The organism is Paraburkholderia hiiakae (assembly GCF_904848665.1).
GTDB lineage: Bacteria > Pseudomonadota > Gammaproteobacteria > Burkholderiales > Burkholderiaceae > Paraburkholderia > Paraburkholderia hiiakae.
Genome location: NZ_CAJHCQ010000003.1, coordinates 452,534 through 476,147, shown reverse-complemented (window position 1 = coordinate 476,147; position 23,614 = coordinate 452,534). Strand labels below are relative to the sequence as shown.

Here is a 23,614-nt window from a genome sequence, read left to right as displayed (position 1 = left end):
GCTCACACATGGCAAACACCTGAGCGAAGCTCTGCAATGTCTGCTGGCGCGACGACCGTTCAACGTGGCGGTGGTGGCGCTGGCCAACAAGATGGCGCGCACGATCTGGGCACTGCTCGCGCACGGTCGCACGTACCAATCAGGCTACGCGGCTCACGCCGCGTAGAAGATCAACGCACTATAGGAGTTGGACCGCCCATAGGTTGCGCAGGTAGATGTACGCGTGATGGCAAAACAGGTCGGACCGCGGGGAAGCAAGCCTGAATGGCGGGCGGTCCTTCGAGGACTCCCAGGAGATGAGGCCTTCCCCGGCAAATTCCATCAGGGCCGGCGGACCCGTGTCCGCATCAAAGGCCGGATATAAGTCTGCAACCTGATCCTGTGCGCCGCACATTGAACATCACCTGGCAAACCGGGAGGCGCCCATATAAGCCGCCATGAACCTCCCCGCCGCAGACGAATCGAGCCACTTCCCAGGCCTCGCGCGCGTTGCCGCGCTGCTCGCCGATCCCGGGCGCGCCGCCATGCTGTGGGCGCTCATGGACGGCAGCGCGCGGCCCGCGGGCGAACTCACGATGATCGCGGGCCTCTCGCCTTCGGCGGCGAGCGGCCACCTCGCGCGCCTGACCGACGGCGGCCTGCTCGCGCTCGACGTGCGCGGGCGTCACCGGTACTACCGGATCGCCAACCCCGAGATCGCGGCAGCGATCGAGGCGTTCATGAACGTCGCGCATGCGTCCAACGCCATCACGTCGCAGCGCCCGGCGCCCCGCCCCGCGCGTACGGTGCCGCTGGAGATGCGCCATGCGCGCACCTGTTACGACCACATGGCAGGCGAAGTGGCCGTGCAGGTGTTCGAGCGCCTCGTGGAAGGCGGCCTGCTGGTGCGCGACGGCGACACGCTCGAAGCCACGCCCGAGGGCGCGGCGCGTCTCGCGGCCTGGGGCGTGGACGTTGCCGCGCTGCGCGCACGGCGGCGGCGCTTCGCCTGTACCTGTCTCGACTGGAGCGAGCGCAGGCCGCACCTGGGCGGCGCGCTCGGCGCGGCGCTGCTCGATTCGTGGACGCACGGCGGCTGGATCGAGCGGACGAGCCGCCCGCGCGTGCTGCGCATCACACCCAAGGGACGGCACGAATTCGATGCGCTCGTCGGTCCGTAAAACGCCTCGCGAGCACGTCGAATTAGCTGACAAATATCCAACAAAATTGCCGATTTCGCGCGCAAAAGCTCGCGTTCCGCCCGCGGTCACACGTTCTGTTACATCTGGTGCATAAGCCTTAACAAATCCGTGAGCATGGAAACAAGCCCGCCAGATACAGTGCCCTGCATGGGATGGCAATCAGCGCTGAAGCACCAAAGCGCCAAGTCCCATCGACAGGAGAACAAAGATGACAACGCGCACACCTACGATCACCCAGTTTCGCCGCACGTCCCGGCGCACGCTGTTTGCACTCGCCGCGCTCGCGGCGCTGAACCTCGCCGTCGCGCCCGCGGTCTTCGCGCAGGAGGCGCCGCCCGATGCCGCGGCCGCCCCCGCCGCCACGGGCGGCGATCCGCCCAGCCGCGTTGCGCGCCTCGACTACATGGCCGGCGCCGTGACCACCGAGCCAGCCGGCGCGAGCGACTGGTCGTACGCGCAGCTCAACCGCCCGCTCACGACCGGCGACCAGCTCTGGAACGACGCCAACGGGCGCTCGGAGTTGCATATCGGCTCGACGGCGGTGCGCCTCGGCGCGCAGACGAGCCTCGACGTCCTCAACCTCGACGATCAAACCGCGCAGCTCAAAATGGCGCAAGGCACGCTCTCGACGCGTGTGCGCGAAGTCCCGCCCGGCACCTCGTATGAAATCGATACGCCGAACCTCGCACTCGGCGTGACGAGCCCCGGTGACTATCGCGTGGATGTGGCGCCCGACGGCAGCAGCACGACCGTCACCGTGCGCAGCGGCAGCGTGACCGTGTACGGCGAAAACGGTCAGACGCCGATGACGGCCGGTCAGCAGATCCGCTTCGCCGGTACCGACCTGCAACAGGTGGCAAGCGATGCAGCGCCGCCGCCGGACACTTTCGACCAGTGGTCCCTCGCACGCGACGCCGCCGAAGACCGTTCGGTCTCGGCGCGTTATGTCTCGCGTGACGTCCCGGGCTATCAGGACCTCGACAACAACGGTACGTGGCGCAGCGATCCGCAGTACGGCGAAGTCTGGACCCCGAACTCGGTGCCCGCTGGCTGGGCGCCGTATCACGACGGCCACTGGGTGTGGCAGGCGCCGTGGGGCTGGACGTGGGTCGATGACGCGCCCTGGGGCTTCGCGCCGTATCACTACGGCCGCTGGGCGTACGTCGACGATTCATGGGCCTGGGTGCCCGGCCCGAACGTCGAGAGCGCGCCGCCGGTCTATGCGCCGGCGCTGGTGGCGTTCGTGGGCGGCGGAGATGGCGGCACGGACTGGGGCGTCAACCTCGCCGTGGGCGGCGTCGCGGCCGCAGGCGTCGCGTGGTTCGCGCTCGGGCCGGGCGAGCCGTGGCATCCGCACTGGGGCGGCTGGAGCCCGAACTACTACCAGCGCGTGAACCAGACCGTCGTCGTCAACAATTACCGGCGTGACGTCAACATCACGAATATCAACGTTCGCAACACCTATGTGAACTATCGCGCGCCGGGCGCGGTGACGGCCGTGCCGGCCACGGCGTTCGTCCACGGTCAGCCGGTCTCTCGCTTCGCGCAGCATGTCGATCCGCAGCAATGGCGCAATGCGCGTATCAACCCGGGTACGCCCGGCATCGCGCCCGTGCAGGGCAGCTTCGGGCCCAATATGCGTCGCGCCGACTACCGGCCGCCCGCGGCGCTCAACCAGCGCCAGGTCGTGGCCACGCGCGCGCCGGTCGCACCGCCTGCGTTCCACGACAATCTCGCGCAGCGCTTCGCCCACACCGGCGGCACGGTGCCGGGCGCGGGTGCGCCCGTGGTGCGCGTCTCGGCACCGGCGCATGCGCCCTCCTCGCCGTTCGCTCCGGCTTCGCATGGCGCGTGGCCCGTCCAGAACGTGCGCGTCGTGCCGCCGCATTCGCCGCTGCTCGGCGCGGCCGGCAGGCCGGCCGCGCCGCAGGCGCAAGCAGGCCGTCCAGGCATGCCTGGCGGCGCACCCCAACCCGGCGCAGCAGCCGCCAACGCCACGCCGCGTAGCCCCGAGCATGGCCAGCCGGGCGTGCCGCCCGCTGCCGCGCAAGAACACGGCGTGCCGCGCCCGCCGCAGTTCGCCGGTCGTCCGGAAGGCGGCGCACCCGCAGCCGGCCAGCCGGGTCCGGGCGCGATGAACGCGGCAAACGCGGCGCGCGGCGAAGCGCATCAGCCAGCATGGACGCAGCCGCACGCGCCGATGGCCACGCATGGCCAGCCGGAGGGCAACGAGGCAGGCAGACCGCCCGCCGTCGCGATGCAGGAGCAGCGTGACGCGGCACATGGCCAGCCGCAGGCGCAACCGCAGCAACGGATGCCCGAGCCCGCCGCGGCACAACACGCGCCGCAAGCCGAGGCGCGGCCGGCGCAGCAGTCGGAGGCGCGCCCCGAGTTCCATCCGCAGGCGCAAGCCCAGCCGCAGCCGCAACAGCGTGCTGAAGTCCGTCCGCAGCCGCAGCCCCAGCCGCGTCAGGAATTCCATCCGCAGCCGCAACCGCAGCAGCGCGCCGAAGTCCGCCCGCAGCCGCAACCGCGCCAGGAGTTCCATCCGCAGCCCCAGCCCCAGCCGCAGCAGCACGCGGAGGCCCGAGTGCAGCCGCAGCCCCAACCGCGTGCGCAACCGCAGCCCGCGCCTCATCCGCAAGAGCGCGCCAGCGGCAACAATCACGACGATCACCACCACGGCTGATCGCCGCGCCACCAGCGAAAAAGCCCGCGAACGTCGCCGTTCGCGGGCTTTCTTCATGGCGCAGTCATACCGCCGCTACCGTGAATGCAAGCGCATCACACCGCCATGGGCGCAGTGAGCGGTTCGTGATGACGGTAGTCCACGAGCGAGAAGTCGGACGGCTCGACCTTTTCGAGCCACTCCGGCTCATAGGCGCCCGTCTTCGCGTACTCGGGCACGCGCTCGGAGATGGCCAGACGCGGGCTTGCAAAGGGCTCCCGACGCAACTGCTCGTTCAGCATATCGAGTTGATTCTCGTAAATGTGCGCGTCGCCGATGAAGTACGTGAACCAGCGCGGCGTATAACCCGTCAGCCGGCCCACGAGGTGCAACAGCACCGCGCCTTCGGTCAGGTTGAACGGCGTGCCGAGGCCCACATCGTTGCTGCGGATATAGAGGCACAACGAGATTTCGCGCTTCGTCGGGTTCGGCAGAAACTGATACAGCAGGTGGCAAGCCGGCAGCGCGATCTCTTCGAGCACCGCCGGATTCCAGCCATGAAACAAAATTCGACGGTCGGTCGGGTTGCTCATGATCGTGTCGAGGCACTGGCGCAGTTGGTCGACCGCCTTGTAGAGCAGGACCTTGGAGCAGCCGTCCTCGGTAAATTCGGCCACGCGCGCGTAGCCGCGCGATTGCGCGTCGGCAAGCTGCGCGGCGGCGTGGGCGTCGAGCACCTTGTAAGCTGGCCAGCGCCGCCATTGCACGCCGTACACGTCGCCCAGGTCGTCGGTGCCTTCGCGGTACGGATTGGCGAGCCACTGAGCGTTGTCGTTCGCGTTGGCGTCCCAGACCTTGCAGCCCAGCGCGCGGAAATCAGCAGCGCTGCGCGAGGCGCGCAAAAATCCGATCAGCTCGCCCACCGCCGACTTGAACGCCAGCTTCTTTGTCGTCACCGCTGGGAAGCCTTCCTGCAGGTCGAAACGCAGCATGGCGCCCGGCTGGCTGATCGTGCGAATGCCGGTGCGGTTTTCCTGCCAGGTGCCGGTGTCGAGAATCGAGCGGACGAGCTCGAGATACTGTTTCATGCGCGGTTCCCTCGTCGGGCAGGTGGCGCCCGGTTCGGATTCAGATGGAAAAGGAGGATTTTACCCGGCGCGCGCGTCCAAGGTCGGCCGCGCCGAAAGCGCGAGTTCTTCACGAAACGGGGACAAGGGCGAAATGCCCGCAGGACGGGCTACGATGAGCCCAAGGAGAAGCTCGCGGCGCAACGAGCCGCAGCGAGGTGAAACGCCATGACACTGGCCCGGCAAAAGCGACGGCGCGCGGTCAATGCGCAGAGCACGAAAGCGCCGGTCGCCTCAAGCAACTTCAATCACTCTCGATCAACCTCAAGCCCCTCACCGCGCCTCAAGCGCCCGAAGCCAGGCCGCCCGGATGCGGCGCGAGCGGCTCGCTTTCCATATGGCGCATGCCGTGCGCGCACAAGAGCCGATAGAGCGTCACGCGCGAGATGCCAAGCTCCTGGGCGGCGTCGCCAAGACGGCCGCGGTGGCGCAGCAGCGCGAGTTCGATGGCCTGACGCTCGGCGGCTTCGCGCGCCTGGGCGAGCGAAACCGGCACCACCTCGACGTAGTCGCCGAGTTCGAGATCGCGCGCCGTGATCGCCCGGCCCTCCGACATCACGATCGCGCGCCGCACGCGGTTGATCAGCTCGCGCACGTTGCCGGGCCAGCTGTAGTTGTGCAGCGCCGCGATGGCGTCGGGCGAGAAGCCACGCAGGCGCCGGCTGCCGTCCTTCTTGAAGCGCTCGAGCATATGCCGCGCGAGCAGCTCGATGTCCCTGCCGCGCGCGCGCAGCGGCGGCTCGTCGATCTGCAGCACGCACAGGCGGTGATACAAGTCCTGACGGAAGCGCCCTTCCACCATCGCCGCGCGCATGTCGACGTGTGTGGCCGAGATGATCCGCACGTCCACGGGAATCGACTGATGGCCGCCCAGGCGCTCGATTTTGCCTTCCTGCAGGAAGCGCAGCAGGCTCGCCTGGCTTTCCAGCGGCAAGTCGCCGATTTCGTCGAGAAAGAGCGTGCCGCCGTTGGCCGATTCGACGCGCCCGACCTTGCGCTGGCTCGCGCCCGTGAACGCGCCGCGCTCATAGCCGAACAGTTCGGACTGCAACAGGTGGGGGGGAATGGCGCCGCAGTTGATCGGCACGAACGGCGCGCTACGGCGCGACGAGCGTTCGTGAATGGCCACCGCCGTGAGTTCCTTGCCCGTACCCGACTCGCCCGAGATGAACACCGGCGCGTCGGTCAGTGCGACCTTGCGGATCGAGCGGAACAACGCCAGCATCGCCTCGCACGAGCCGACCATTTCGCCTTCGGTGCCGCCCGTGGTGTCGTTCGAGGCGACTTCGCCGAGCGAAACCATGCCATACGCGTGGCCGACGGAATCGACGATGCGGTCGCCGTTCCAGGGGACCGTTACGTAATCGAAACAGTAATCGCGCACCAGACGGCGCAGCGTTGCGTCCTGCAGTTGCCCGGTCGTGGTCGCCGCCACCCAGCCGACGTTGGGCAGCGTGAGGCACGGTTCGAACGAGCCGATTTCATGCAGATGAAATTCGCTGGAAAGATCGAGCAGGCCCCCCGCAGGCATCCCCGCGCGAAGTGCCCGCCGCGCGTCCCGTGCGTTACCGACGATCTCCACCTGCCAGCCGCGCTCGTGGAACCGCTCGTTCAACGCTTCGACCGGTTTTCGCGTCACGTACACCAATTGCCGCGTTGCAGGTTCCATTATTCAGATCCTCTTGCCAACACCATCGTTTGGGAATGACGGCACGCACCTGAATGTACAGACACGCAGCAAAAAGCGACTTTCGCGTACCTGAAAAAACAGTGAACGCGCATGCTTTTGCTGACAGTGAATCCCCGAGCTGTGGCGTGTGTGTCAACTTGCCCAGTTGCGGGCGTTTTCTTTTAGGCATTACGGCTTTTTCTGAAGCTTACTATAGCCTCGTGGCACTTGGATAGAATTTATGCAATAGGAATGGTTAAGGGACCGATGGAAATGTTTCCACCTCTTCCCGGTATTTTGTCAGTGCAGAAATAATTACGGATGTTTCCATTCTCTGAATAGTTAAGCGCCTGGCGCGCAAACGTTCTCCTTTGAAACCGTATGGCATTCCAAACGGGTTTAAACGGCCTCACGTTTCAGCACTGAAACATTTTGGCGAATATCCGCCATTCAAAGTTTGCAGAAAATAGTGCGGTTCGAAGCGCATCAATGGATTGCGGGCGATGGCACACGTTTCGCTAAATGTCTCGCACCAGGAGATATGCCATGCGACTCAACATCCAGCAGGTCCGGCGCAGTGTCATCGGCTACGGCAGCGCATGCGCCGCCATGCTCGTGCCGGCCGCCCTCCTCGTCCTCTCGCCCGCTGCTCGCGCACAGGCACTGGACGATGCGCCTGCCGCGCCAAATACGGTTGTCAGCGTCGCGAACGCCGCCCCGGATGTCGTTCCTGCAACACCTGCGGCACTCGTTCCCGCCACGCTCGTCATGAGCGCGCCGGCCGACGACGCCAGCGCCACCGGCACGGACTCGACCAGCGCCACGGCCGCCAGCGCGCAGGCGCCGGCCGACCCCGTCGCCTCCGGCAACGACGGCGCCTTCGCGGGCATCGGCTCGCTCGACGATCAGACGCTCTCGCGCCAGCGCGGCGGCGCTGTGGGAATGGTGATGGTGGCCGCCACGCCGCAACTGATGCGCGGCAACAACAACGTGACGCTCTGGGACGAAATCGCGCCGCCTGCACCGCTGCCGATCCCCGTCGACGCCACACAGAACGCGCAGGGCAACATCGCGAGCTACACCAGAAAGTAACGATGAGATAGCACCCGTGCCGCTTGCGGCGCGGTGTCCGGTTCGCTGCGAAATGCGCGAAGCCAGGACAAAGGACCGGACAAGGCGCCAATGCGCCGACTCCGGCCAGGAGGAGACCAGAATGAGAGCACGCAACTCGATGCGCGGCGCAAGCCGCCGCTCGGTCCAGGTCATCGCCGCCCTGTGCGGCGCCCTGGCCGCGAGCGTCACGGCGGATGTGGCCGCCCAGCAGGCCACGAACCCCGGCGACGTCATCGTCGAACGCGACATCACGCCGCGCAGCGCCTTCGACAACGTGCCGAAGAGCCAGGACCCGGTGCTCGTGCGCGCCACGACCTTTCCAAAGAACAGCTTCGATCCCGCGATGGCGACGCTCGTCACCGACACGGATCTCACCAACGCGCACGGCTCAAGCGGCGTGAACGCGAACGGCGCATTGAGCGCGCAAACCGCTGGCGTCCAGGCGCTCACGCGCATTCTCACGGGCAGCGCGACCGGCGCGAACGTGGCGGCCGGACCCGGCGCGAGCGCCGGTATCGGCGGCGGCCTCGGCGGCACGATTTCCTCGACGATCACAGGCGCGCTCGCCCCACTTTCGGGCGCCATGGGAGGCATGAAATGAGCCGTTCGATCCAGACCTCGCGCATGTTGCGCACGGCGCTGCCCAGCGCGCTCGCCTGCGCCGCCGCGCTCGCATTCGCGAGCGCCGCGCAGGCCCAGGTGAGCGTCGGCGCGACGGCGATCATCGCCCCGGGCGCCGCGACTTCGACGACGGGCGCGCTCACGGTGAACGAAACAGCGGGTGTCGACAACGCGCAGGCCAACCAGCTGACGATCACGACCGGCAACGTGTCGATCAACGTGAACGGCGACGACCAGCTCGCCACCGTCACGGCGCGGCTCAAAGGCGCGAGCGCGACCATAGGTGCAGGAGCTTTTGCAAACACGAACGGCGCAATGATGGTGAATCAGTCGGCGGGCGTGGGCAATGTCCAGCGCAACACTGCTCTCATCAGCAGTGGTGCGATTGGTGTGGTGGCGGTCTCGGACGGGGAATTGTCCGCGGCGGCTGCCAGAAACGGCAGTCAGGGGCAAATGGTCCAGGCAGGGGGTATTCGTGAGGTACGCATCGACAATGCGGCATTCAGGAATGCGACGGGTCTCGTGCAGGTGAACCAGACAGCCGGCGCCGGTAACGCTACGGCAAACAGTTTTGTGCTCCGTCCCCCGGCGGGCACTCTTTTTTAACTGACCACTCAGTATCGGAGCGAAATCATGAAGCGCACCCTCATAGCAGCGGCAGTTCTTGCGTCGGCGGCCGGCTCCGCTTACGCGGTTCCATCGAACATGGCGTATCTGTTCAACGCCACGGGCGTAACCGAAGGCGTCGGCATCGAAGGCTTTGTCACGCTGTTCGGCTGCGTCTCGGTTTCGAGCACCGCCGGCGCCGTCATCAACAACAGCCAAACCACCAGCGGCGGCACGCTGCTTCCGCAAGCACAGAGCTATGTGAGCGGCAAGGTCACGACGACATTCAACAACACCACCTGGAGCGTAACGGGCACGGGCAACAATACGTTCTCGAAGTCCTCGAGCTCGAGTGAGTCGAGCAGCTCGTCCTCATCGAGCAGTTCGTCGCACTCGCATGACGTCAACGCGTCGACCACGAAGGCTTCGTCGAGCAGCTCGAGCTTCGGCAAGACGCTCAATGCAAGCGTGAACGCCGACTATCACGTGTCGACCGACAATGGCAGCACGCACGATCATACGACCGCCAGCACCTATAGCGACACAGGCAGCGCGGCACTTGGCACGAGCTACAACAGCGTAGGCAACAACACGTCCACGAAGTCGCAAAGCGGCAATGGCAACCTCCAGGCAAACGCATCGTGGTCGCACAGCGGCAACTTCAGGAACGGCTCGGCTGGCGTGAACCTCAGCGGCTCGGAAAGCACGTCGCACACGAAGACGAACGCGCATAACGACAGCGACACGACGAACGTCGGCGCAGCGTGGGACGTGAACAACAACAAGAACACGAGCAACAGCTCGACCACCGCCAATACGGCTCATGCCGACGGCACGGCCAGCGCCGCGCTTTCAGCGAGCGTAAACGGTACGAGCGAAAAGTCGAAGAACTCATCGAGCACGTACGCTCATACGTACAGCACGTCGAGCTCCAGCTCGGATTCGCATAGCCATTCGTCGTCACGCAGCTCGAGCTCGAGCAACAGCTGGGGCTATAACGTAAGCGACACGCTCAACACGGTCGACGAGCACACCACCGGCTCGATCACGCAGCACTACAACACGCAAGCAGCAGGCACGCTCGACGCCAACACCGGCAGCGGCGCCGCGACGAACGTGACGGGCAATCTCGGCGTGAACATCGCGGAAGGCATCAACAACGCGCAAAGCAACGATGTCGCGCTCGCTTCCGTCGACATGGGCAACGTCTTCGGCAACGCTCAGATCTTCAACAACCAGTCGTCCGGCGGCTACGCGACGGTGAAGAACTTCAATCTGAACGCGTCGGTCGGCGACGGCTCTCTCGCGGGCGTCTCGGGCAACGTCGGCGTGAACGTCGCATCCGGTATCGGCAACGCACAGAACAACAGCCTCGCCGGCTCCGTGACGACAGCAACCCCGGGCGCCTACTCGACGGTTGCGATGGTCGCGACGGATAACAACGTGCAGAACGCGGCAATGGGCGCGAGCGGCCAGTTCCAGGGTACGGCCAGCCTCGGCGCCAATACGCTCACCGGCGCGCAAGGCAACATCGGCGTGAACATTGCCGGCGGCATCGGCAACCTGCAGCACAACGGCATGGCCATAGCCGCGATGAACAACGGCCACTAAGCACGGCTGGCAGCACCGCAGGAACTGGGCTCGTCCCAGGCAGTAACGCAGCAAGCAACGCGCGCCGGCTGTCCCACCGCAGCCGGCGCGCAAACCAGAAGGTAGGAGACCACCATGTCCGGGCCCGTTTCAACCCCGGCGTCAAGGATGTTTGTGCTCGCGCTGACGCTCACCGCCAGCGCGGCCCTTGTGCCTGTGCATGCGCAGTCGACAATCGACGTGACCCATCTCGTGGGCGTGCCGGTGAAGCTTCCGGTCCACTCGATGCGGGACCTGCGCTATCGCAGCATCGTCAGCCAGCAGTATGACTACAGCTGCGGCGCCGCCGCACTCGCCACACTGCTCAAGTACGGCTACGGCATCGACATCCCCGAACCTGAGCTGATCCGCCAGATGATGGTGTTCTCCACACCCGAGGTGGTCGTCAAGAATGGCTTCTCCATGCTCGACATGAAGAAGTACGTCGAGACGATCGGCTTGCGCGGCCGCGGTTTTCGCGTCAACTCCGACGCGCTCTACCACCTGCAGATTCCCGTGCTGGTGCTCATGAACATCGATGGCTATGAGCACTTCGTGATCGTCAAGCACGCCGAGAACGGCCGCATCTTCATTGCGGACCCCGCGCTCGGCAACCGTATCGTCGCGGAAGACGACTTTACCAAAACATGGAACGGCCTCGTCTTCGCGGTCCTCGGCAAACCGTTCCTGGAGGATTCTCCGCTGTTGCAGAACAACGAGTCGCTCGCGCTCAAGCTGCGTGAAAACGCACTGCTCAATGGCACGGCCGCGACTCCCTTCTTCGAATACGGCCTCGATAAGGCCGTCATGTTCTGAAGTCCTAAGAATCATGAAACGCAACCTCTCACAGTGTGGCATCGCGGCAGCCGTCTCCGCGCTCGCCTGCGCTTTTTCGAGCGGTGTGCTAGCGGCCGAAGGCATCGGCTTGCCGCAGCCGGTGCCGGCGTTTCTCTCGAACGCCGACGCGCAGGCGCCAAGCATCCGCTGCGAGGCCGTCGGCGACGACGTGCTCGCGCATCAGACCGGCAAATATGCCGGCAGCGACATGATTTCCGGGTTCGTTCTGAACCTGCTTTCTCAATGGCAATTGCCAAACGGCGCGACCGCAGTCGCGCAAGGCGCACTCGCGGTCGCCCAGAACGCGGCCAACCAGGTGAGCGCGCAGGTGAAGACGTATGCAACCGTGATCGACCCGACGCAGGGCGGGACCACGGGCGCGAACAGCGGCGCCAACCCGAACGCGACGGCTACCGGCGGCCAGAACGTCTCGGTCAACGGCGTCTCGCAGATCACCCAGGTGGCCGGCAACGGCAATACGGGCGCCAATGCCGCAACCATCTCCTACGACAACAACGCGCCGCAGCTCGCCAATCTGCCAGGCGCCACCAACCAGTCGAGCGCGTCCGCCTCGAACGCGACCGGCAGCGTCAAAGCGGGCATCTCGTTCGGCAGTAACGGCGTCAATGTGACGCTGCAGACGCCGGCGGGCCTCGCCACGCAAAACATCGTGCCGGGCAACGCGCAACAGGCCGGCGCGATCGCCCAGCTACTCCAGGTCGCAGGCAATAACCAGCAGGTCGCCAACCAGTTGCAACTGAATCTGCAGACGCAGCAGATGACGGCGCAAATGATCCGGCAGACCGGCGTACTACAGGCGCTGCGAAATCTCCATTAATCGAGGGCTCATAACGAGGCGCACCAGCAAGGAGACCACCACGCGGGCAAGGACCCGCGCGAGAAGCAGGACTTTGAAAGAGGAGCATCGACGTGCGCGGGCGTGGGACCAGGGGGTTCCAGTTGGCGCCCGCATTCGATCCCGGGGGAAGAAGAATGAAGATGATGTCAAGGACGGCCGCGCCGCACGTGGCGCTCGCCGCCATACCAGCAGCCGTTTTGTTGTTCGCGCTCTCGCAGTGCGCCCAGGCGCAGGCGCTACAAAGCCAGTCGGTCGAAGACCGCCTGAATACGCTCATGCGGGTGGTGGACGAGCAGCAGCGGCAAATCCAGTCACTCGAGCGCCAGGTGACGAACCTCGAAATGGCGCAACGCGGTCGAGGCATGCCGGGCGCAGGCGCGCCCGACGCCGCTTCGGACGCAACGGTCGCGGAACAGCCGGGCGCCGACGGCCTGCCTGTGCCCCTGCCGCCGCTCGCCCAGGCGCTGCCGGGCGCGACCGCGCCCGGTGCGCTCACCGGCACGGCAACCGGCGTGCCAGTGAACCCGCCCTCGCCCGACGCCGGGACGACCAACGGCGCGACCGGCACCGCGGCCTCGAGCGGCCCGCAGCAGGGCGCGCCGGTTGGCGTGAACCCCAACGGCAGCCCGACTGTGGGCGAGACACAGAAGAGCGCCGAGCCCTCCCGCACGCAAGCCGAAGAAGCGGTCGTGCAGCGCGAACACGCGCCGCTCTTCGACCACAAGCTGACATTGGACTGGGGCATCAGCGACAGCTACTACGATCGCCGCCAGTTGCAGCTGTCGGGCTTTCTCGCGCTCGACGCGATCTTCCTCGGCAACATCAATCTGGGGCAGACCAAGTCGCACCAGATCACTGCCGACCTGGACACGCGCTACGGCCTCACCGACCGCATGAGCGTGGACGTGGACGTGCCGTACGTCTACCGCCACAGCAGCTTTATCGTGGGCGGCGCGGGCGGCTCGGCGAGTACGCTCTCGGACGCGTCGGTCAATTCGAGCGACATCGGCGACGTGAACTTCGGGATCTACTACCAGTTCCTGAAGGAAACCAACAACATGCCCGACGTGGTCGGCAGCCTGCGCGTGAAGACGCCAACGGGCAGTTCGCCGTTCGGCATCAAGGTGCAGCAGATCACGCCCGACAACACCAATCTCGTCGCGCCCAGCAAGCTGCCCACGGGCACGGGCTTCTGGAACGTGACGGCCGGTCTCTCGGTGCTGAAGACCTACGACCCGGTGGTGCTGTTCGGCAGCCTCTCGTACACGTACAACATCTCGCGCTCGTTCGCTGACATCTCGTCGGTGATCGGGCAGACCGAGCCCGCCGAAGTGAAGCTCGGCGACATCATCCAGTTCGGCGGCGGCGTCGCGCTTGCGTTCTCCGACAAGGATTCGGCAAGCATTTCGTACACCATGGCCATCGAACCGCAGTCGAAGACGAAGGCGCCGGGTGGCACCTGGACCGGCGTGCCGGGCAGCGAGACCACCGCCTCGGTACTCAACTTCGGCCTGAATCACGTGGTCAACAAGCACTTGACGATCAACGGCGCGGTATCCGTCGGGCTCACGCCCGATGCACCGAACTTCGTCGTCGGCGTGCGTTTCCCATATACCTTCTGATGTCATGAGGTCGATCGTGCGCGAATCCTCACATCTGGGCGCCACTGTGACACCGCTCGCCGGAGCCGGTCAGCGTCTCGCCGTGACCGGACCGCCGCTTGCGGGCGTTGCACCCGGCGCCGGCCGCGCGCGCGATGAGAAGCCCGAGGCGGTTTTCGATCGCACCTTGCTGTACGTCGCACGCACGCCCGACCCGCTGCTCGGCGCGTACCTGAAGAGCCGCGGCTGGGAAATCGCGACTGCGCGTACGGTGCATGAGGCTTCGCGCCTCGTGAAGCCGGAGGCGGCCTATGCCGGCATCGTCGATCTCACAGGCTTCGCGCCGCGCGAGTTCGCGGGCCTCGAGACGATCCTGCGGCTGCAGCAGGTCGGATGGATCGCGCTCACCGACGACTCGCGCCTCACCGACGCCGAAGTGCGGCGTCTGATCCGCCACTACTGCTTCGACTATGTGCACGTGCCGGTCTCACACGCGACGCTCGACTACCTCGTGGGCCACGCGTTCGGCATGGTGTCGCTGTGCGATCTCGACGCGCCGGGCGCCGCCGCTGCGAGTCAGGAAGAAGACGAGATGGTCGGCACCTGCGAGGCGATGCAGCAGCTCTTTCGCACGATCCGCAAGGTGGCCAACACGGACGCCACCGTGTTCATCTCGGGCGAATCGGGCACGGGCAAGGAACTCACCGCGCTCGCGATCCACGAACGCTCGGCGCGCCGCAAGGCGACGTTCGTGCCGATCAACTGCGGCGCGATCCCGCATCATCTTCTGCAATCCGAACTGTTCGGCTACGAGCGCGGCGCATTCACGGGCGCGAACCAGCGCAAGATCGGGCGCGTCGAATCGGCCAACGGCGGCACGCTCTTTCTCGACGAAATCGGCGACTTGCCGCTGGAAAGCCAGGCGAGCCTGTTGCGCTTTCTGCAGGAAGGCAAGATCGAACGTCTGGGCGGCCGCGAGCAGATTCCCGTGGACGTGCGCATCATCTCGGCCACGCACGTCGATCTCGAGACAGCGATGCGCGACGGACGCTTTCGCGCCGACCTCTTTCACCGCCTGTGTGTGCTGCGCGTGGACGAGCCGCCGCTGCGCGCACGCGGCAAGGACATCGAAATTCTCGCGCACCACGTGCTGCACAAGTTCAAACAGGACAGCGCGCGCCGCATACGCGGCTTCACGCCCGACGCCATCGAGGCGCTGTACAACTACAACTGGCCGGGCAACGTGCGCGAGCTGATCAACCGCGTGCGCCGCGCGATCGTCATGGCCGAAAGCAAGCTGATCTCCGCGGAGGATCTCGATCTCGCGCAATTCAGCGCGCAGCAGACGGTCACGCTCGCGCAGGCGCGCGAGGCCGCGGAGCGGCGCGCGATCGAGGCGGCGCTGCTGCGGCACCGGCACCGGCTCACGGAAGCCGCTGCCGACCTCGGCATTTCGCGCGTGACGCTCTACCGGCTAATGGGCACGCACGGCCTGCGCGACGAAAAAGCGTTCTTTGGCGGCGAAGCGGAGAACCAGGCGGAATTGCCGCCTGACGTGCAGGGTTGAAACGCACGATATGGCACGATACGGCACAAGCGAGCGCGCCGGGCGGCCCGGCGCGCTCAGGTAGAATCGATGCGAACAGCTTACAACCTCGCACCTTTACCCTTTCGATGACGACGCTCACCCTCATCGTCGCCCGCGCCCGCAACGGCGTGATCGGCCGCGACAACGCGCTGCCCTGGCGGCTCCCCGAAGACCTTGCGTTCTTCAAGCGCACCACGATGGGCGCGCCCATCATCATGGGCCGCAAGACGCACGAATCGATCGGCCGCGCCTTGCCGGGCCGCCGCAACATCGTCGTGACGCGCGACGCGGGCAAGCGCTTTCCCGGCTGCGACACCGCCACGAGCCTCGACGAGGCGCTAGCGCTCGCGGCGCAGGACCAGGCGCCCGCGGCGTTCCTGATCGGCGGTGCGCAGCTCTATGGTGAGGGACTCGGGCTCGCGCATGAACTCGTGGTGACGGAAATCTCCGCGGACTTCGAGGGCGACGCCACCTTTCCCGCGCCGGACCCCGACGTGTGGCAAGAAACGTCGCGCGAGACGCTGCATGCGAATGCGCCGAACGACTTCGACTTTGCGTTCGTGCGGTACGTGCGGCGGGATTGATTGCCTGGGCGCGCATTGCTGCCCAACCCGCGCCCAACTTGGCACCCAAAAGCACAACGGCACGCCTTGGCGTGCCGTTGTTCATCTAGCCTGCGGAAAAGCCGCTTACTGCCCCGCCACCGTCATCCGCTCGATTAGCACCGAGCCGGTTTGACGCGTGCCGCGCGCGAGCGTATCTGCGCCCACGGCGACGATGTGATGGAACATCTCCTGCAGCGTCGAAGCCACCGTGATTTCCTCCACCGGGTACTGGATTTTGCCGTTCTCCACCCAGAAGCCCGACGCGCCGCGCGAATAGTCGCCCGTCACGAAGTTCACGCCCTGCCCCATCAGTTCGGTCAGCAAGAGGCCCGTACCGAGCTTCCTGAGCATCTCTTCGAAGTCGTCCTCCGGCTTCGTGAGCGAGCTCTGGAACTGCAGGTTGTGCGAACCGCCCGCGTTGCCCGTGGTCTGCATGCCGAGCTTGCGCGCCGAGTACGACGACAGGAAATAGCCCTGCACGATGCCGTCCTTCACGACTTCGCGTCGCTGCGTGCGCACGCCCTCTTCGTCGAACGGCGCGCTGCCGGCCGCACGCGGCACATGCGGGTCTTCGACGATCTGGATGTGCGGCGCGAACACCGGCTTGCCAAGGCTGTCGACGAGGAACGACGTCTTGCGGTACAGCGCGCCGCCGCTCACCGCCTGCACGAACGCGCCGAGCAGGCCCGCGGCCAGCGGGGCCTCGAACAGCACCGGCACCTTGCGCGTGTCGAGGCTGCGCGCGTTCAGGCGCGAGAGCGCGCGCTCGGCCGCATAGCGTCCAACGGCTTCGGGCGAGGCCAGCTCGGCCGCGCTGCGCCGCGAGGTGTACCAGTCGTCGCGCTGCATGTTGCGGCCAACGCCAGCGATAGGCGCACACGAAACGTAGTGGCGCGAGTACGGATAGCCGTGTATGAAGCCGCCCGAGGTGGCGAGCACGAACTGCGAATGCTGCGCCGACACGCTCGCGCCTTCGGAGTTCTTCACGCGCGGGTCGACTGCGAACGCCGCATCTTCGGCGCGGCGCGCGATTTCCACGGCCTCGTCGGGCGAGAGATTCCACGGGTGGTAAAGGTCGAGGTCGCGCGGCGCGGTTTCTAGAAGCTCGCGCTCGGCGAGGCCCGCGCAGTCGTCGTCGGCGGTGAAGCGCGCAATGTTGTACGCGGCCGCCACCGTGTCCTTGAGCGCCTGCGGCGAAAAGTCGGAGGTGCTCGCGTTGCCGCGCTTATTGCCGATATAGACGGTCACGCCGACCATCTTGTCGCGGTTGTGCTCGATCGTCTCGACTTCGCCGCGGCGCACCGAGACGGACAAGCCATCGCCTTCGGAGATCTCGGTCGCGGCGTCGCTCGCGCCGAGCGCGTTGGCGTGCCGAAGGATGTCAGACGCGATCTCCTTCAGCTCGTCCTGGGTGTGCGGGAAAAAGCGTTGCCGGGCTTCGATGTCTGCTGCCATTGTCGTTACGGTCCGGTTCTGGGCCGATGCGGCCCGCTGATGTCGTGTTTAGCTGGTGTCGATTCGGGTGCTTCGGAACGCGCCGCGTTCGCGAAGCGCATCCCGCGATCATAGCAAGGTATGTGAACACGCATCACAGGCGCTTTCGTCGCTTCGCGCTTCTCATCAACGCTCGCATCGGTTCGTCCCAACCTTCGGGCGGGCATCGGGCCACCGGCGCCGCCTTACAGCCTGAGCCGCGCGAGCCGCGCACGCTACAATACGCCCCATGAAACGCAAAACCCGCATTCAACCGATGAACGACGCTGTCGCCGACCAGGACGACAACGGCTACGATCGCCCGAGCAAATCGCAGCTCAAGCGCGACATGGAAGCGCTCCAGGAACTGGGCCAGGCCCTCGTGGACCTGCCCAAGGACGCGCTCAAGCGCATGCCGATGACCGAAGACCTCGCGGACGCCGTCCACGAGTGCCGCCGCATCACCGACCACGAAGGCAAGCGCCGCCAGCTCCAGTACGTGGGCCGCATGATGCGCGGCCTCACCGAGGCCGAAGTCGCCGCGCTGCGCACGAAGTTCGAAGAGCACCGTGGTGTGAACAGGGCCGCCACGGCGCGCCTGCACTGGATCGAGCGCACGCGCGACAAGCTGCTCGCGGACGACGCCGCGCTCACCGAATTCATCCGCCAGTACCCCGCCGCCGACCCGCAGGAAGGCCGCACGCTGATCCGCAACGCGCGCCGCGAGCAGGAGCAAAGCCGGCCGCCGAAGTCCTTCCGCGAACTGTTCCAGTGGATCAAGGACGCGAGCACGCAAGGCGCCGTGGAAGCCGACGACGAGCGCGCCGACGAGGGCCGCGAAGATGACGAAGCCTGAGCGCAGCCACCCGGACGAACTCGTGATCGGCCTCGTGTCGGTCAGCGACCGCGCGACGAGCGGCATCTACGAGGACAAGGGCATTCCGTCGCTGATGGAATGGCTCGGCAGCGTGCTGAAAACGCCGTGGCGCGCTGAAACGCGCCTGATCCACGACGACGCGGCGACGATCTCCGCCACGCTCACGGCGCTCGTGGACGGTCTGGGCTGCGACCTCGTGCTGACCACGGGCGGTACCGGCCCCGCGCGGCGCGACGTGACGCCCGAGGCGACGCTTGCAGTGGCGACTAAGGAAATGCCGGGCTTTGGCGAGCAGATGCGCCAGATCAGCCTGAATTTCGTGCCGACGGCCATTCTGTCGCGCCAGGTCGCCGTGATCCGCGAAAACGACGACCACGCGGCGCTCATCATCAACCTGCCGGGCCAGCCGAAGTCGATCAAGGAAACGCTGGAAGGTCTGCGCGACGATCAGGGCGCCGTGAAGGTGCCGGGCATTTTTGCTGCGGTGCCGTATTGCATCGACCTGATCGGCGGCCCGTATATCGAAACCGATCCGAACGTCGTAGCGGCGTTCCGGCCCAAGAACGCGCAGCGTGCGCCGCGCGCGTAATACCCAAACTTCTACGATAGTGCACAACGCAGCGACGACGGCGCGATGCCGCCGCCGCGGCGCTGCTTGCGCGATCGGATCAAAGCGCCGGACCGGCCTCGCCCGACGCCACATCGGGCACGATGCCCGGCGCCGCAACGAGGAAGTGCTCGCGGTAGTACTTGAGCTCGTCGATCGACTCGTGGATGTCGGCGAGCGCCGTGTGCATCGCGCGCTTCTGGAAGCCCTTGTAGATGGTCGGCTGCCAGCGGCGGCACAGTTCCTTGAGCGTACTCACGTCGAGGTTGCGGTAGTGGAAAAAGCGCTCGAGCGTGGGCATCCAGCGCGCCATGAAGCGGCGGTCCTGACAGATCGAGTTGCCGCACATCGGCGACTTGCCTGGCGGCACGTATTGCGAAAGGAATGCCATGATCTGCTCGGTCGCGGTTTCTTCCGTAACGGTCGAGGCGCGCACGCGCTCGGTGAGGCCCGAGCGGCCGTGCGTGTTGCGGTTCCATTCATCCATGCGGTCGAGCACCGACTCCGGCTGGTGGATGGCCAGCACCGGGCCTTCCACGAGTTTGTCGAGCGTCGAGTTCGTCACCACCACGGCGATCTCGATGATGCGGTCGTTGTCGGGATCGAGCCCCGTCATTTCCATATCGAGCCAGATCAGATTCATGTCGGTGCGCTCGATGAGCGGCGCACCGGCAGCGGTAATGTCAGTCATGAAAGGCAACCCGGAGAGCGTTGGAGGCGCGGCGCGTGCGCGGCATCGACAGGATGCGATGCCCGGCCGGCGAGAACATATAATTGTCGCATAGATACCACGGACTTCCTGGATGCCTAATCTGTCCCCCTCCCCTGCGCTGTACTTCAGCGTGCTCTTCGTCGTGGGCGTGCTCGCCATGGTCGCGACCAAACTCTGGCTCGCGTCGCGCCAGATCCGCTTCGTGGCCGCCCACCGCGGCGCGGTGCCCGCGCAGTTCACCGCGACCATCCCACTCGCCGCGCACCAGCGCGCCGCCGACTACACGGTCGCGCGCACGCGCCTCGGCATGATCGAGATCGTGCTCGGCGCCGTGGTGCTGATCGCGCTCACGCTGCTCGGTGGCGTGCAGGCGCTGGACCTCGGCATCTCGGACGCGATCGGGCGCGACTATGTTGGCCAGATCGCGCTCGTCGGGGCCGTGCTCGCCATTTCCGGCGTGATCGAACTGCCGCTCGACTACTACCGCCAGTTCGTGGTCGAGGAGCGCTTCGGCTTTAACCGCATGACGAAGCGCATTTTCATCATGGACCGCATCAAGGGGCTGCTGATTGGCGCCGCGTTCGGCATTCCGCTTCTGTTCGTCGTGCTCTGGCTCATGAAGCAGGCGGGCAGCCTCTGGTGGCTCTGGACGTGGGCCGTTTGGGTGGCCTTCCAGATGCTCGTGCTGGTGCTCTACCCCACGTTCATCGCGCCGCTTTTCAACAAGTTCGAACCGCTGCGCGATGAAGCACTGCGCTCGCGCATCGAGGCGCTCATGCAGCGCTGCGGCTTCGCAGCCAAAGGCCTCTTCGTGATGGACGGCAGCCGCCGCTCCGCGCACGGCAACGCCTATTTCACGGGCTTTGGCGCAGCCAAGCGCATCGTGTTCTTCGACACGCTGCTCGCGCGCCTCTCCGGCAGCGAGATCGAAGCCGTGCTTGCGCACGAACTCGGACACTTCAAGCGCCGGCATGTAATCAAGCGCATGATCGTCACGTTCGCGATCAGCCTCGCGCTGCTCGCCCTGCTCGGCTGGCTCTCGCAGCGCGTGTGGTTCTACGAGGGCCTGGGTGTGCGGCCGTCGCTCCTCGGCGGCAACGAGGGGCTCGCGCTCGTGCTGTTCTTCCTCGCCGTGCCTGTGTTCCTGTTCTTCGTCACGCCGCTTGGCAGCCTCTCGTCGCGCAAACACGAGTTCGAGGCCGACGCCTTCGCCGCCACGCAAACCGACGCGCAGCATCTCGTCAACGCGCTCGTGAAGCTCTACGAGGACAACGCCTCGACGCTCACGCCCGACCCGCTCTATACCGCGTTCTACTACTCGCATCCGCCGGCTTCGCAGCGGATCGACCGACTGCTCGCGCACGCATGAACCGGCGCGCAACGAAAGCCACCGGCAGTACGAAAGCCGCTGGCGCCACGCTGCACGGCGTGGTGATCGCCGCCCACGGGCGCCACTATCTCGTCGCGCCCGACGGCGGCGGCGCGCACCTGCAATGCTTCCCGCGCGGCAAGAAGAGCGAGGTGGCGGTAGGTGACCGCGTCGAATATCAATCGACTTCCGCCGATCAGGGCGTGATCGTCGCGATCGGCGAGCGGCGCAACCTGCTCTACCGTTCCGACCAGTTCAAGTCGAAGCTCTTCGCGGCGAACCTCGACCAGTTGCTGATCGTGCTCGCCACCGAGCCGCACTTCAGCGAGGACCTGCTCGGGCGCGCGCTCGTGGCCGCCGAGGCCAACGACCTCAAGCCGCTCATCGTCCTCAACAAGATCGACGTGGAGGCCGCGCTGCCGCTCGCGCGCCAGCGGCTCGAACGGTATCGCGCGCTGGGCTATACGGTGCTGGAGCTTTCGGTGAAGGGCCGTCCCGACGAGGCGCGCGCGACGCTCGCCGAGCACCTGCACGGCCATCAGACGATCCTGCTCGGCCAGTCGGGCATGGGCAAGTCGACGCTCGTGAACCTGCTGATTCCCGATGCCGAAGCCGCCACGCGCGAGATCTCGACGGCGCTCAACAGCGGTCGCCACACCACGACGTTCACGCGGCTCTACATGCTGCCTGATGATGGATCGAAAAGCGGTGGATCGAAAAGCGGCGGCGCGCTGATCGACTCGCCGGGCTTCCAGGAATTCGGCCTCTACCATCTCACCGAAGGCATGCTGGAGCGCGCCTTCCCCGAGTTCCGGCCCCTGCTCGCGCACTGCCGCTTCTACAACTGCCATCACTTGCACGAGCCGGGCTGCGCGATTCTGGAAGCCGTGGACGACGGCCGCATCGCGCCGGAGCGCCAGGCGCTCTACGCGCAGCTCATGCACGAGATCAGCCAGGTCGTGCGCTAACGCGGCGCTTGGCCCCTGCACCTCATGCTCAAGCTCTTGCGCGCGCCGAATCTGCTGATTGCCCAGCACTGGATGAACATCCTCGCGACGGCGGGCGTCCCGTGCGAGCTGCACAACCGCTACCTGAGCGGCGCGATGGGCGAGATCCCAGCAGAGCAGTGCGCGCCTGAACTGTGGCTCGTGGACGAACGCGACGAGAAGCTCGCCCGGCGTTTGATCGACGAGGCGGTGAACGGCCCGCCGCCAGGCTCGCCGACGTGGCGCTGCGCGCGCTGCGGCGAGGTACTCGAGGCGCAATTCACCGTTTGCTGGAATTGCGGACGCGATCGCGACGTGCGCGACGAGTGACGCAAGGACTGCCCCAAATGCAAATGGGCCGCTTTTAGCGGCCCATTTGCATGTTTGCGGCTTGGCGATCCAGCGCTCAGAGCCAGACGGCGATAGTCAGCATGAGGAGCAGGATCATCCACAGGATCACGGCGCGCCACACGAGGCCCACCGCCGATTGCAGCGTGCGCGGCGTGCAGTCGTCGCCAACCGTGTACGGACCGCCCTCGCCCGGCTGCGCGAGCACCTCGACGCTGGACTGCTCTGCGAGCGGCCCCGAAAGGCGAGCGCCGAGCGCGCCGCTGCCGGTCGCGAGCAGCACGCCTTCGTTGGTATCGGGCCACTGGTTCGTATGGTTGCGCCAGGCGTAGATCGCGTCCTCGAAGTTGCCCACGATCGCAAAGCCCAGCGATGTCAGCCGCGCCGGCACCCAGTCGATCACGAAGAACACATGCTGCGCGAAGTTCGAGAACGCCTCGGTGCGGTCCTCGGCCGGACGCGCCCACTCGCGCGCCAGGTATTCGGCAATGCGGTACAGCACGGCGCCCGCGGGCCCGATGGGCACGAGAAACCAGAAGAACACGCCGAACACATGCCGATGCGAGGCGATCACCGCATGAATGAGCGTGTGGCGCACGATCTCGCTCACGGGCATGTCCACGGCGTCGATGCCGGTCCATTCGTGGAGAATTTCGCGCGCGCGCGGCACGTCGTCGTTGTTCAGCGCGAGATGGATGTCGGTGAAATAGTGGCTGAACTGGCGAAAACCGAGCGTGAAGTATACGACCACCACGTTCCACAGGAACGCCAGTACGAAGCTGATGTGGTACAGGACGTAGTAGACGAGCGCCGTGGCGAGCGTCCACGGCAGCACGACCACGAGCCACGCGAGGAGGCCGTGCTTCTGCTTGCCGGCGTCGAAGCCGTGAGCGGCCCATTCCGCATTGAGGCGCACGAGCGCCATGACCGGATTATTGGGCGACAGCGCCCGCACCTGTTCGATGACGAGGGCCAGCAATACGGAAAAGAAGGTCATGCGACGCGCCGTGCAGATCGAGTTGCGAAAGGGTTTTAGAAAGTGTTGCAACGATATCACAGGGCCAGATGTGCCTGACCATCGCCGGCCAATCGGGCGGCAATCTCGCAACAGTGCGCGGCGGCGCTTGCGCGCGCCGCC

21 protein-coding genes and 1 pseudogene are annotated in these 23,614 nt (G+C 66.0%); 17 read left to right on the top strand and 5 right to left on the bottom strand.

Going from position 1 to position 23,614, the window contains the following annotated elements:
- The 3 genes and pseudogenes from JMY28_RS09290 to JMY28_RS09280 all read left to right on the top strand — a co-directional run.
- A pseudogene (locus tag JMY28_RS09290) lies at nucleotides 1-166 on the top strand (IS110 family transposase); the annotation flags it as partial.
- A 271-nt stretch (nucleotides 167-437) separates the two neighbouring features.
- Nucleotides 438-1,160, top strand: coding sequence for an ArsR/SmtB family transcription factor (locus JMY28_RS09285; RefSeq protein WP_201695592.1), 723 nt, complete (start codon nucleotides 438-440; stop codon nucleotides 1,158-1,160).
- A gap of 229 nt (nucleotides 1,161-1,389) precedes the next feature.
- Nucleotides 1,390-3,870: a DUF6600 domain-containing protein gene (locus JMY28_RS09280; RefSeq protein ID WP_201695591.1), complete on the top strand. Its 2,481-nt coding sequence runs from the start codon at nucleotides 1,390-1,392 to the stop codon at nucleotides 3,868-3,870.
- 95 nt (nucleotides 3,871-3,965) lie between these two features.
- Here JMY28_RS09280 and JMY28_RS09275 read toward each other — a convergent pair whose 3' ends face one another.
- Both JMY28_RS09275 and JMY28_RS09270 read right to left on the bottom strand, forming a co-directional pair.
- Nucleotides 3,966-4,937 (bottom strand): thymidylate synthase, encoded by a 972-nt coding sequence (locus tag JMY28_RS09275; RefSeq protein WP_201695590.1) that lies wholly within the window; start codon nucleotides 4,935-4,937, stop codon nucleotides 3,966-3,968.
- Nucleotides 4,938-5,259: 322 nt separating this feature from the next.
- Nucleotides 5,260-6,645: a sigma-54 dependent transcriptional regulator gene (locus JMY28_RS09270; RefSeq protein ID WP_201695589.1), complete on the bottom strand. Its 1,386-nt coding sequence runs from the start codon at nucleotides 6,643-6,645 to the stop codon at nucleotides 5,260-5,262.
- A 546-nt stretch (nucleotides 6,646-7,191) separates the two neighbouring features.
- On the opposite strand from JMY28_RS09270, the gene JMY28_RS09265 reads away from it, so the two are divergent.
- The 9 genes from JMY28_RS09265 (at nucleotide 7,192) to JMY28_RS09225 (ending at nucleotide 16,083) form a co-directional block, all read left to right on the top strand.
- Nucleotides 7,192-7,737, top strand: coding sequence for a hypothetical protein (locus JMY28_RS09265; RefSeq protein ID WP_201695588.1), 546 nt, complete (start codon nucleotides 7,192-7,194; stop codon nucleotides 7,735-7,737).
- Nucleotides 7,738-7,858: 121 nt separating this feature from the next.
- On the top strand, nucleotides 7,859-8,359 hold the full coding sequence (locus tag JMY28_RS09260; protein WP_236596767.1) for a hypothetical protein: 501 nt from the start codon (nucleotides 7,859-7,861) through the stop codon (nucleotides 8,357-8,359).
- The gene (locus JMY28_RS09255) at nucleotides 8,356-8,985 is read left to right on the top strand and encodes a hypothetical protein (RefSeq protein ID WP_236596766.1); all 630 of its coding nucleotides are present in this window, start codon (nucleotides 8,356-8,358) and stop codon (nucleotides 8,983-8,985) included. Before JMY28_RS09260 ends, JMY28_RS09255 begins: the two co-directional genes overlap by 4 nt.
- A gap of 27 nt (nucleotides 8,986-9,012) precedes the next feature.
- Nucleotides 9,013-10,596: a cell wall anchor protein gene (locus tag JMY28_RS09250; protein WP_201695587.1), complete on the top strand. Its 1,584-nt coding sequence runs from the start codon at nucleotides 9,013-9,015 to the stop codon at nucleotides 10,594-10,596.
- 147 nt (nucleotides 10,597-10,743) lie between these two features.
- The gene (locus JMY28_RS09245; RefSeq protein ID WP_201695586.1) at nucleotides 10,744-11,430 is read left to right on the top strand and encodes a C39 family peptidase; all 687 of its coding nucleotides are present in this window, start codon (nucleotides 10,744-10,746) and stop codon (nucleotides 11,428-11,430) included.
- 13 nt (nucleotides 11,431-11,443) lie between these two features.
- On the top strand, nucleotides 11,444-12,289 hold the full coding sequence (locus JMY28_RS09240) for a peptidase C39 (RefSeq protein WP_201695585.1): 846 nt from the start codon (nucleotides 11,444-11,446) through the stop codon (nucleotides 12,287-12,289).
- A 155-nt stretch (nucleotides 12,290-12,444) separates the two neighbouring features.
- Complete coding sequence (locus JMY28_RS09235) at nucleotides 12,445-13,932, top strand: hypothetical protein (protein WP_201695584.1); 1,488 nt, start codon at nucleotides 12,445-12,447, stop codon at nucleotides 13,930-13,932.
- A 16-nt stretch (nucleotides 13,933-13,948) separates the two neighbouring features.
- On the top strand, nucleotides 13,949-15,478 hold the full coding sequence (locus JMY28_RS09230; protein ID WP_236596765.1) for a sigma-54-dependent transcriptional regulator: 1,530 nt from the start codon (nucleotides 13,949-13,951) through the stop codon (nucleotides 15,476-15,478).
- A gap of 107 nt (nucleotides 15,479-15,585) precedes the next feature.
- Nucleotides 15,586-16,083 (top strand): dihydrofolate reductase, encoded by a 498-nt coding sequence (locus tag JMY28_RS09225; protein ID WP_201695582.1) that lies wholly within the window; start codon nucleotides 15,586-15,588, stop codon nucleotides 16,081-16,083.
- Nucleotides 16,084-16,188: 105 nt separating this feature from the next.
- Here JMY28_RS09225 and pmbA read toward each other — a convergent pair whose 3' ends face one another.
- Nucleotides 16,189-17,559: a metalloprotease PmbA gene (gene pmbA / locus JMY28_RS09220; protein WP_201695581.1), complete on the bottom strand. Its 1,371-nt coding sequence runs from the start codon at nucleotides 17,557-17,559 to the stop codon at nucleotides 16,189-16,191.
- A gap of 268 nt (nucleotides 17,560-17,827) precedes the next feature.
- Between pmbA and yjgA the strand changes: the two genes are divergently transcribed.
- Together yjgA and mog are read left to right on the top strand one after the other, a co-directional pair.
- Complete coding sequence (gene yjgA, locus JMY28_RS09215) at nucleotides 17,828-18,433, top strand: ribosome biogenesis factor YjgA (RefSeq protein ID WP_328809385.1); 606 nt, start codon at nucleotides 17,828-17,830, stop codon at nucleotides 18,431-18,433.
- On the top strand, nucleotides 18,420-19,043 hold the full coding sequence (mog, locus tag JMY28_RS09210) for a molybdopterin adenylyltransferase (RefSeq protein WP_201695580.1): 624 nt from the start codon (nucleotides 18,420-18,422) through the stop codon (nucleotides 19,041-19,043). Before yjgA ends, mog begins: the two co-directional genes overlap by 14 nt.
- Nucleotides 19,044-19,122: 79 nt before the next feature.
- Here the strand turns inward: mog and orn are convergent, their stop codons facing one another.
- Nucleotides 19,123-19,752, bottom strand: coding sequence for an oligoribonuclease (gene orn / locus JMY28_RS09205; protein WP_201695579.1), 630 nt, complete (start codon nucleotides 19,750-19,752; stop codon nucleotides 19,123-19,125).
- A 112-nt stretch (nucleotides 19,753-19,864) separates the two neighbouring features.
- Here orn and JMY28_RS09200 point away from each other — a divergent pair, with 112 nt between their 5' ends.
- The 3 genes from JMY28_RS09200 to JMY28_RS09190 are packed head-to-tail and all read left to right on the top strand — an operon-like array spanning nucleotide 19,865 to nucleotide 22,458.
- Nucleotides 19,865-21,142, top strand: a complete 1,278-nt coding sequence (locus JMY28_RS09200; protein ID WP_201695578.1) for a M48 family metallopeptidase — start codon at nucleotides 19,865-19,867, stop codon at nucleotides 21,140-21,142.
- Nucleotides 21,139-22,110, top strand: coding sequence for a ribosome small subunit-dependent GTPase A (rsgA, locus tag JMY28_RS09195; protein ID WP_201695577.1), 972 nt, complete (start codon nucleotides 21,139-21,141; stop codon nucleotides 22,108-22,110). The genes JMY28_RS09200 and rsgA overlap by 4 nt, the downstream gene beginning before the upstream one ends.
- A gap of 24 nt (nucleotides 22,111-22,134) precedes the next feature.
- Nucleotides 22,135-22,458: a putative signal transducing protein gene (locus JMY28_RS09190; RefSeq protein WP_201695576.1), complete on the top strand. Its 324-nt coding sequence runs from the start codon at nucleotides 22,135-22,137 to the stop codon at nucleotides 22,456-22,458.
- A 76-nt stretch (nucleotides 22,459-22,534) separates the two neighbouring features.
- Here the strand turns inward: JMY28_RS09190 and JMY28_RS09185 are convergent, their stop codons facing one another.
- Entirely contained in the window at nucleotides 22,535-23,473 is a 939-nt protein-coding gene (locus JMY28_RS09185; protein WP_201695575.1) for a CobD/CbiB family protein, read from the bottom strand.
- Between the last annotated feature and the right edge of the window lie 141 nt (nucleotides 23,474-23,614).

What these genes read in the sequence shown, in the direction of transcription:
- JMY28_RS09240 (WP_201695585.1), top strand. Translation starts at nt 11,444, where the DNA reads ATGAAACGCAACCTCTCACAGTGTGGCATCGCGGCAGCCGTCTCCGCG.
- JMY28_RS09280 (WP_201695591.1), top strand. Translation starts at nt 1,390, where the DNA reads ATGACAACGCGCACACCTACGATCACCCAGTTTCGCCGCACGTCCCGG.
- JMY28_RS09275 (WP_201695590.1), bottom strand. Translation starts at nt 4,937, where the DNA reads ATGAAACAGTATCTCGAGCTCGTCCGCTCGATTCTCGACACCGGCACC.
- yjgA (WP_328809385.1), top strand. Translation starts at nt 17,828, where the DNA reads ATGAAACGCAAAACCCGCATTCAACCGATGAACGACGCTGTCGCCGAC.
- orn (WP_201695579.1), bottom strand. Translation starts at nt 19,752, where the DNA reads ATGACTGACATTACCGCTGCCGGTGCGCCGCTCATCGAGCGCACCGAC.
- JMY28_RS09250 (WP_201695587.1), top strand. Translation starts at nt 9,013, where the DNA reads ATGAAGCGCACCCTCATAGCAGCGGCAGTTCTTGCGTCGGCGGCCGGC.
- JMY28_RS09225 (WP_201695582.1), top strand. Translation starts at nt 15,586, where the DNA reads ATGACGACGCTCACCCTCATCGTCGCCCGCGCCCGCAACGGCGTGATC.
- JMY28_RS09190 (WP_201695576.1), top strand. Translation starts at nt 22,135, where the DNA reads ATGCTCAAGCTCTTGCGCGCGCCGAATCTGCTGATTGCCCAGCACTGG.
- rsgA (WP_201695577.1), top strand. Translation starts at nt 21,139, where the DNA reads ATGAACCGGCGCGCAACGAAAGCCACCGGCAGTACGAAAGCCGCTGGC.
- JMY28_RS09245 (WP_201695586.1), top strand. Translation starts at nt 10,744, where the DNA reads ATGTTTGTGCTCGCGCTGACGCTCACCGCCAGCGCGGCCCTTGTGCCT.
- mog (WP_201695580.1), top strand. Translation starts at nt 18,420, where the DNA reads ATGACGAAGCCTGAGCGCAGCCACCCGGACGAACTCGTGATCGGCCTC.
- JMY28_RS09255 (WP_236596766.1), top strand. Translation starts at nt 8,356, where the DNA reads ATGAGCCGTTCGATCCAGACCTCGCGCATGTTGCGCACGGCGCTGCCC.
- JMY28_RS09235 (WP_201695584.1), top strand. Translation starts at nt 12,445, where the DNA reads ATGAAGATGATGTCAAGGACGGCCGCGCCGCACGTGGCGCTCGCCGCC.
- JMY28_RS09200 (WP_201695578.1), top strand. Translation starts at nt 19,865, where the DNA reads ATGCCTAATCTGTCCCCCTCCCCTGCGCTGTACTTCAGCGTGCTCTTC.
- JMY28_RS09285 (WP_201695592.1), top strand. Translation starts at nt 438, where the DNA reads ATGAACCTCCCCGCCGCAGACGAATCGAGCCACTTCCCAGGCCTCGCG.
- JMY28_RS09270 (WP_201695589.1), bottom strand. Translation starts at nt 6,645, where the DNA reads ATGGAACCTGCAACGCGGCAATTGGTGTACGTGACGCGAAAACCGGTC.
- pmbA (WP_201695581.1), bottom strand. Translation starts at nt 17,559, where the DNA reads ATGGCAGCAGACATCGAAGCCCGGCAACGCTTTTTCCCGCACACCCAG.
- JMY28_RS09185 (WP_201695575.1), bottom strand. Translation starts at nt 23,473, where the DNA reads ATGACCTTCTTTTCCGTATTGCTGGCCCTCGTCATCGAACAGGTGCGG.
- JMY28_RS09260 (WP_236596767.1), top strand. Translation starts at nt 7,859, where the DNA reads ATGAGAGCACGCAACTCGATGCGCGGCGCAAGCCGCCGCTCGGTCCAG.
- JMY28_RS09265 (WP_201695588.1), top strand. Translation starts at nt 7,192, where the DNA reads ATGCGACTCAACATCCAGCAGGTCCGGCGCAGTGTCATCGGCTACGGC.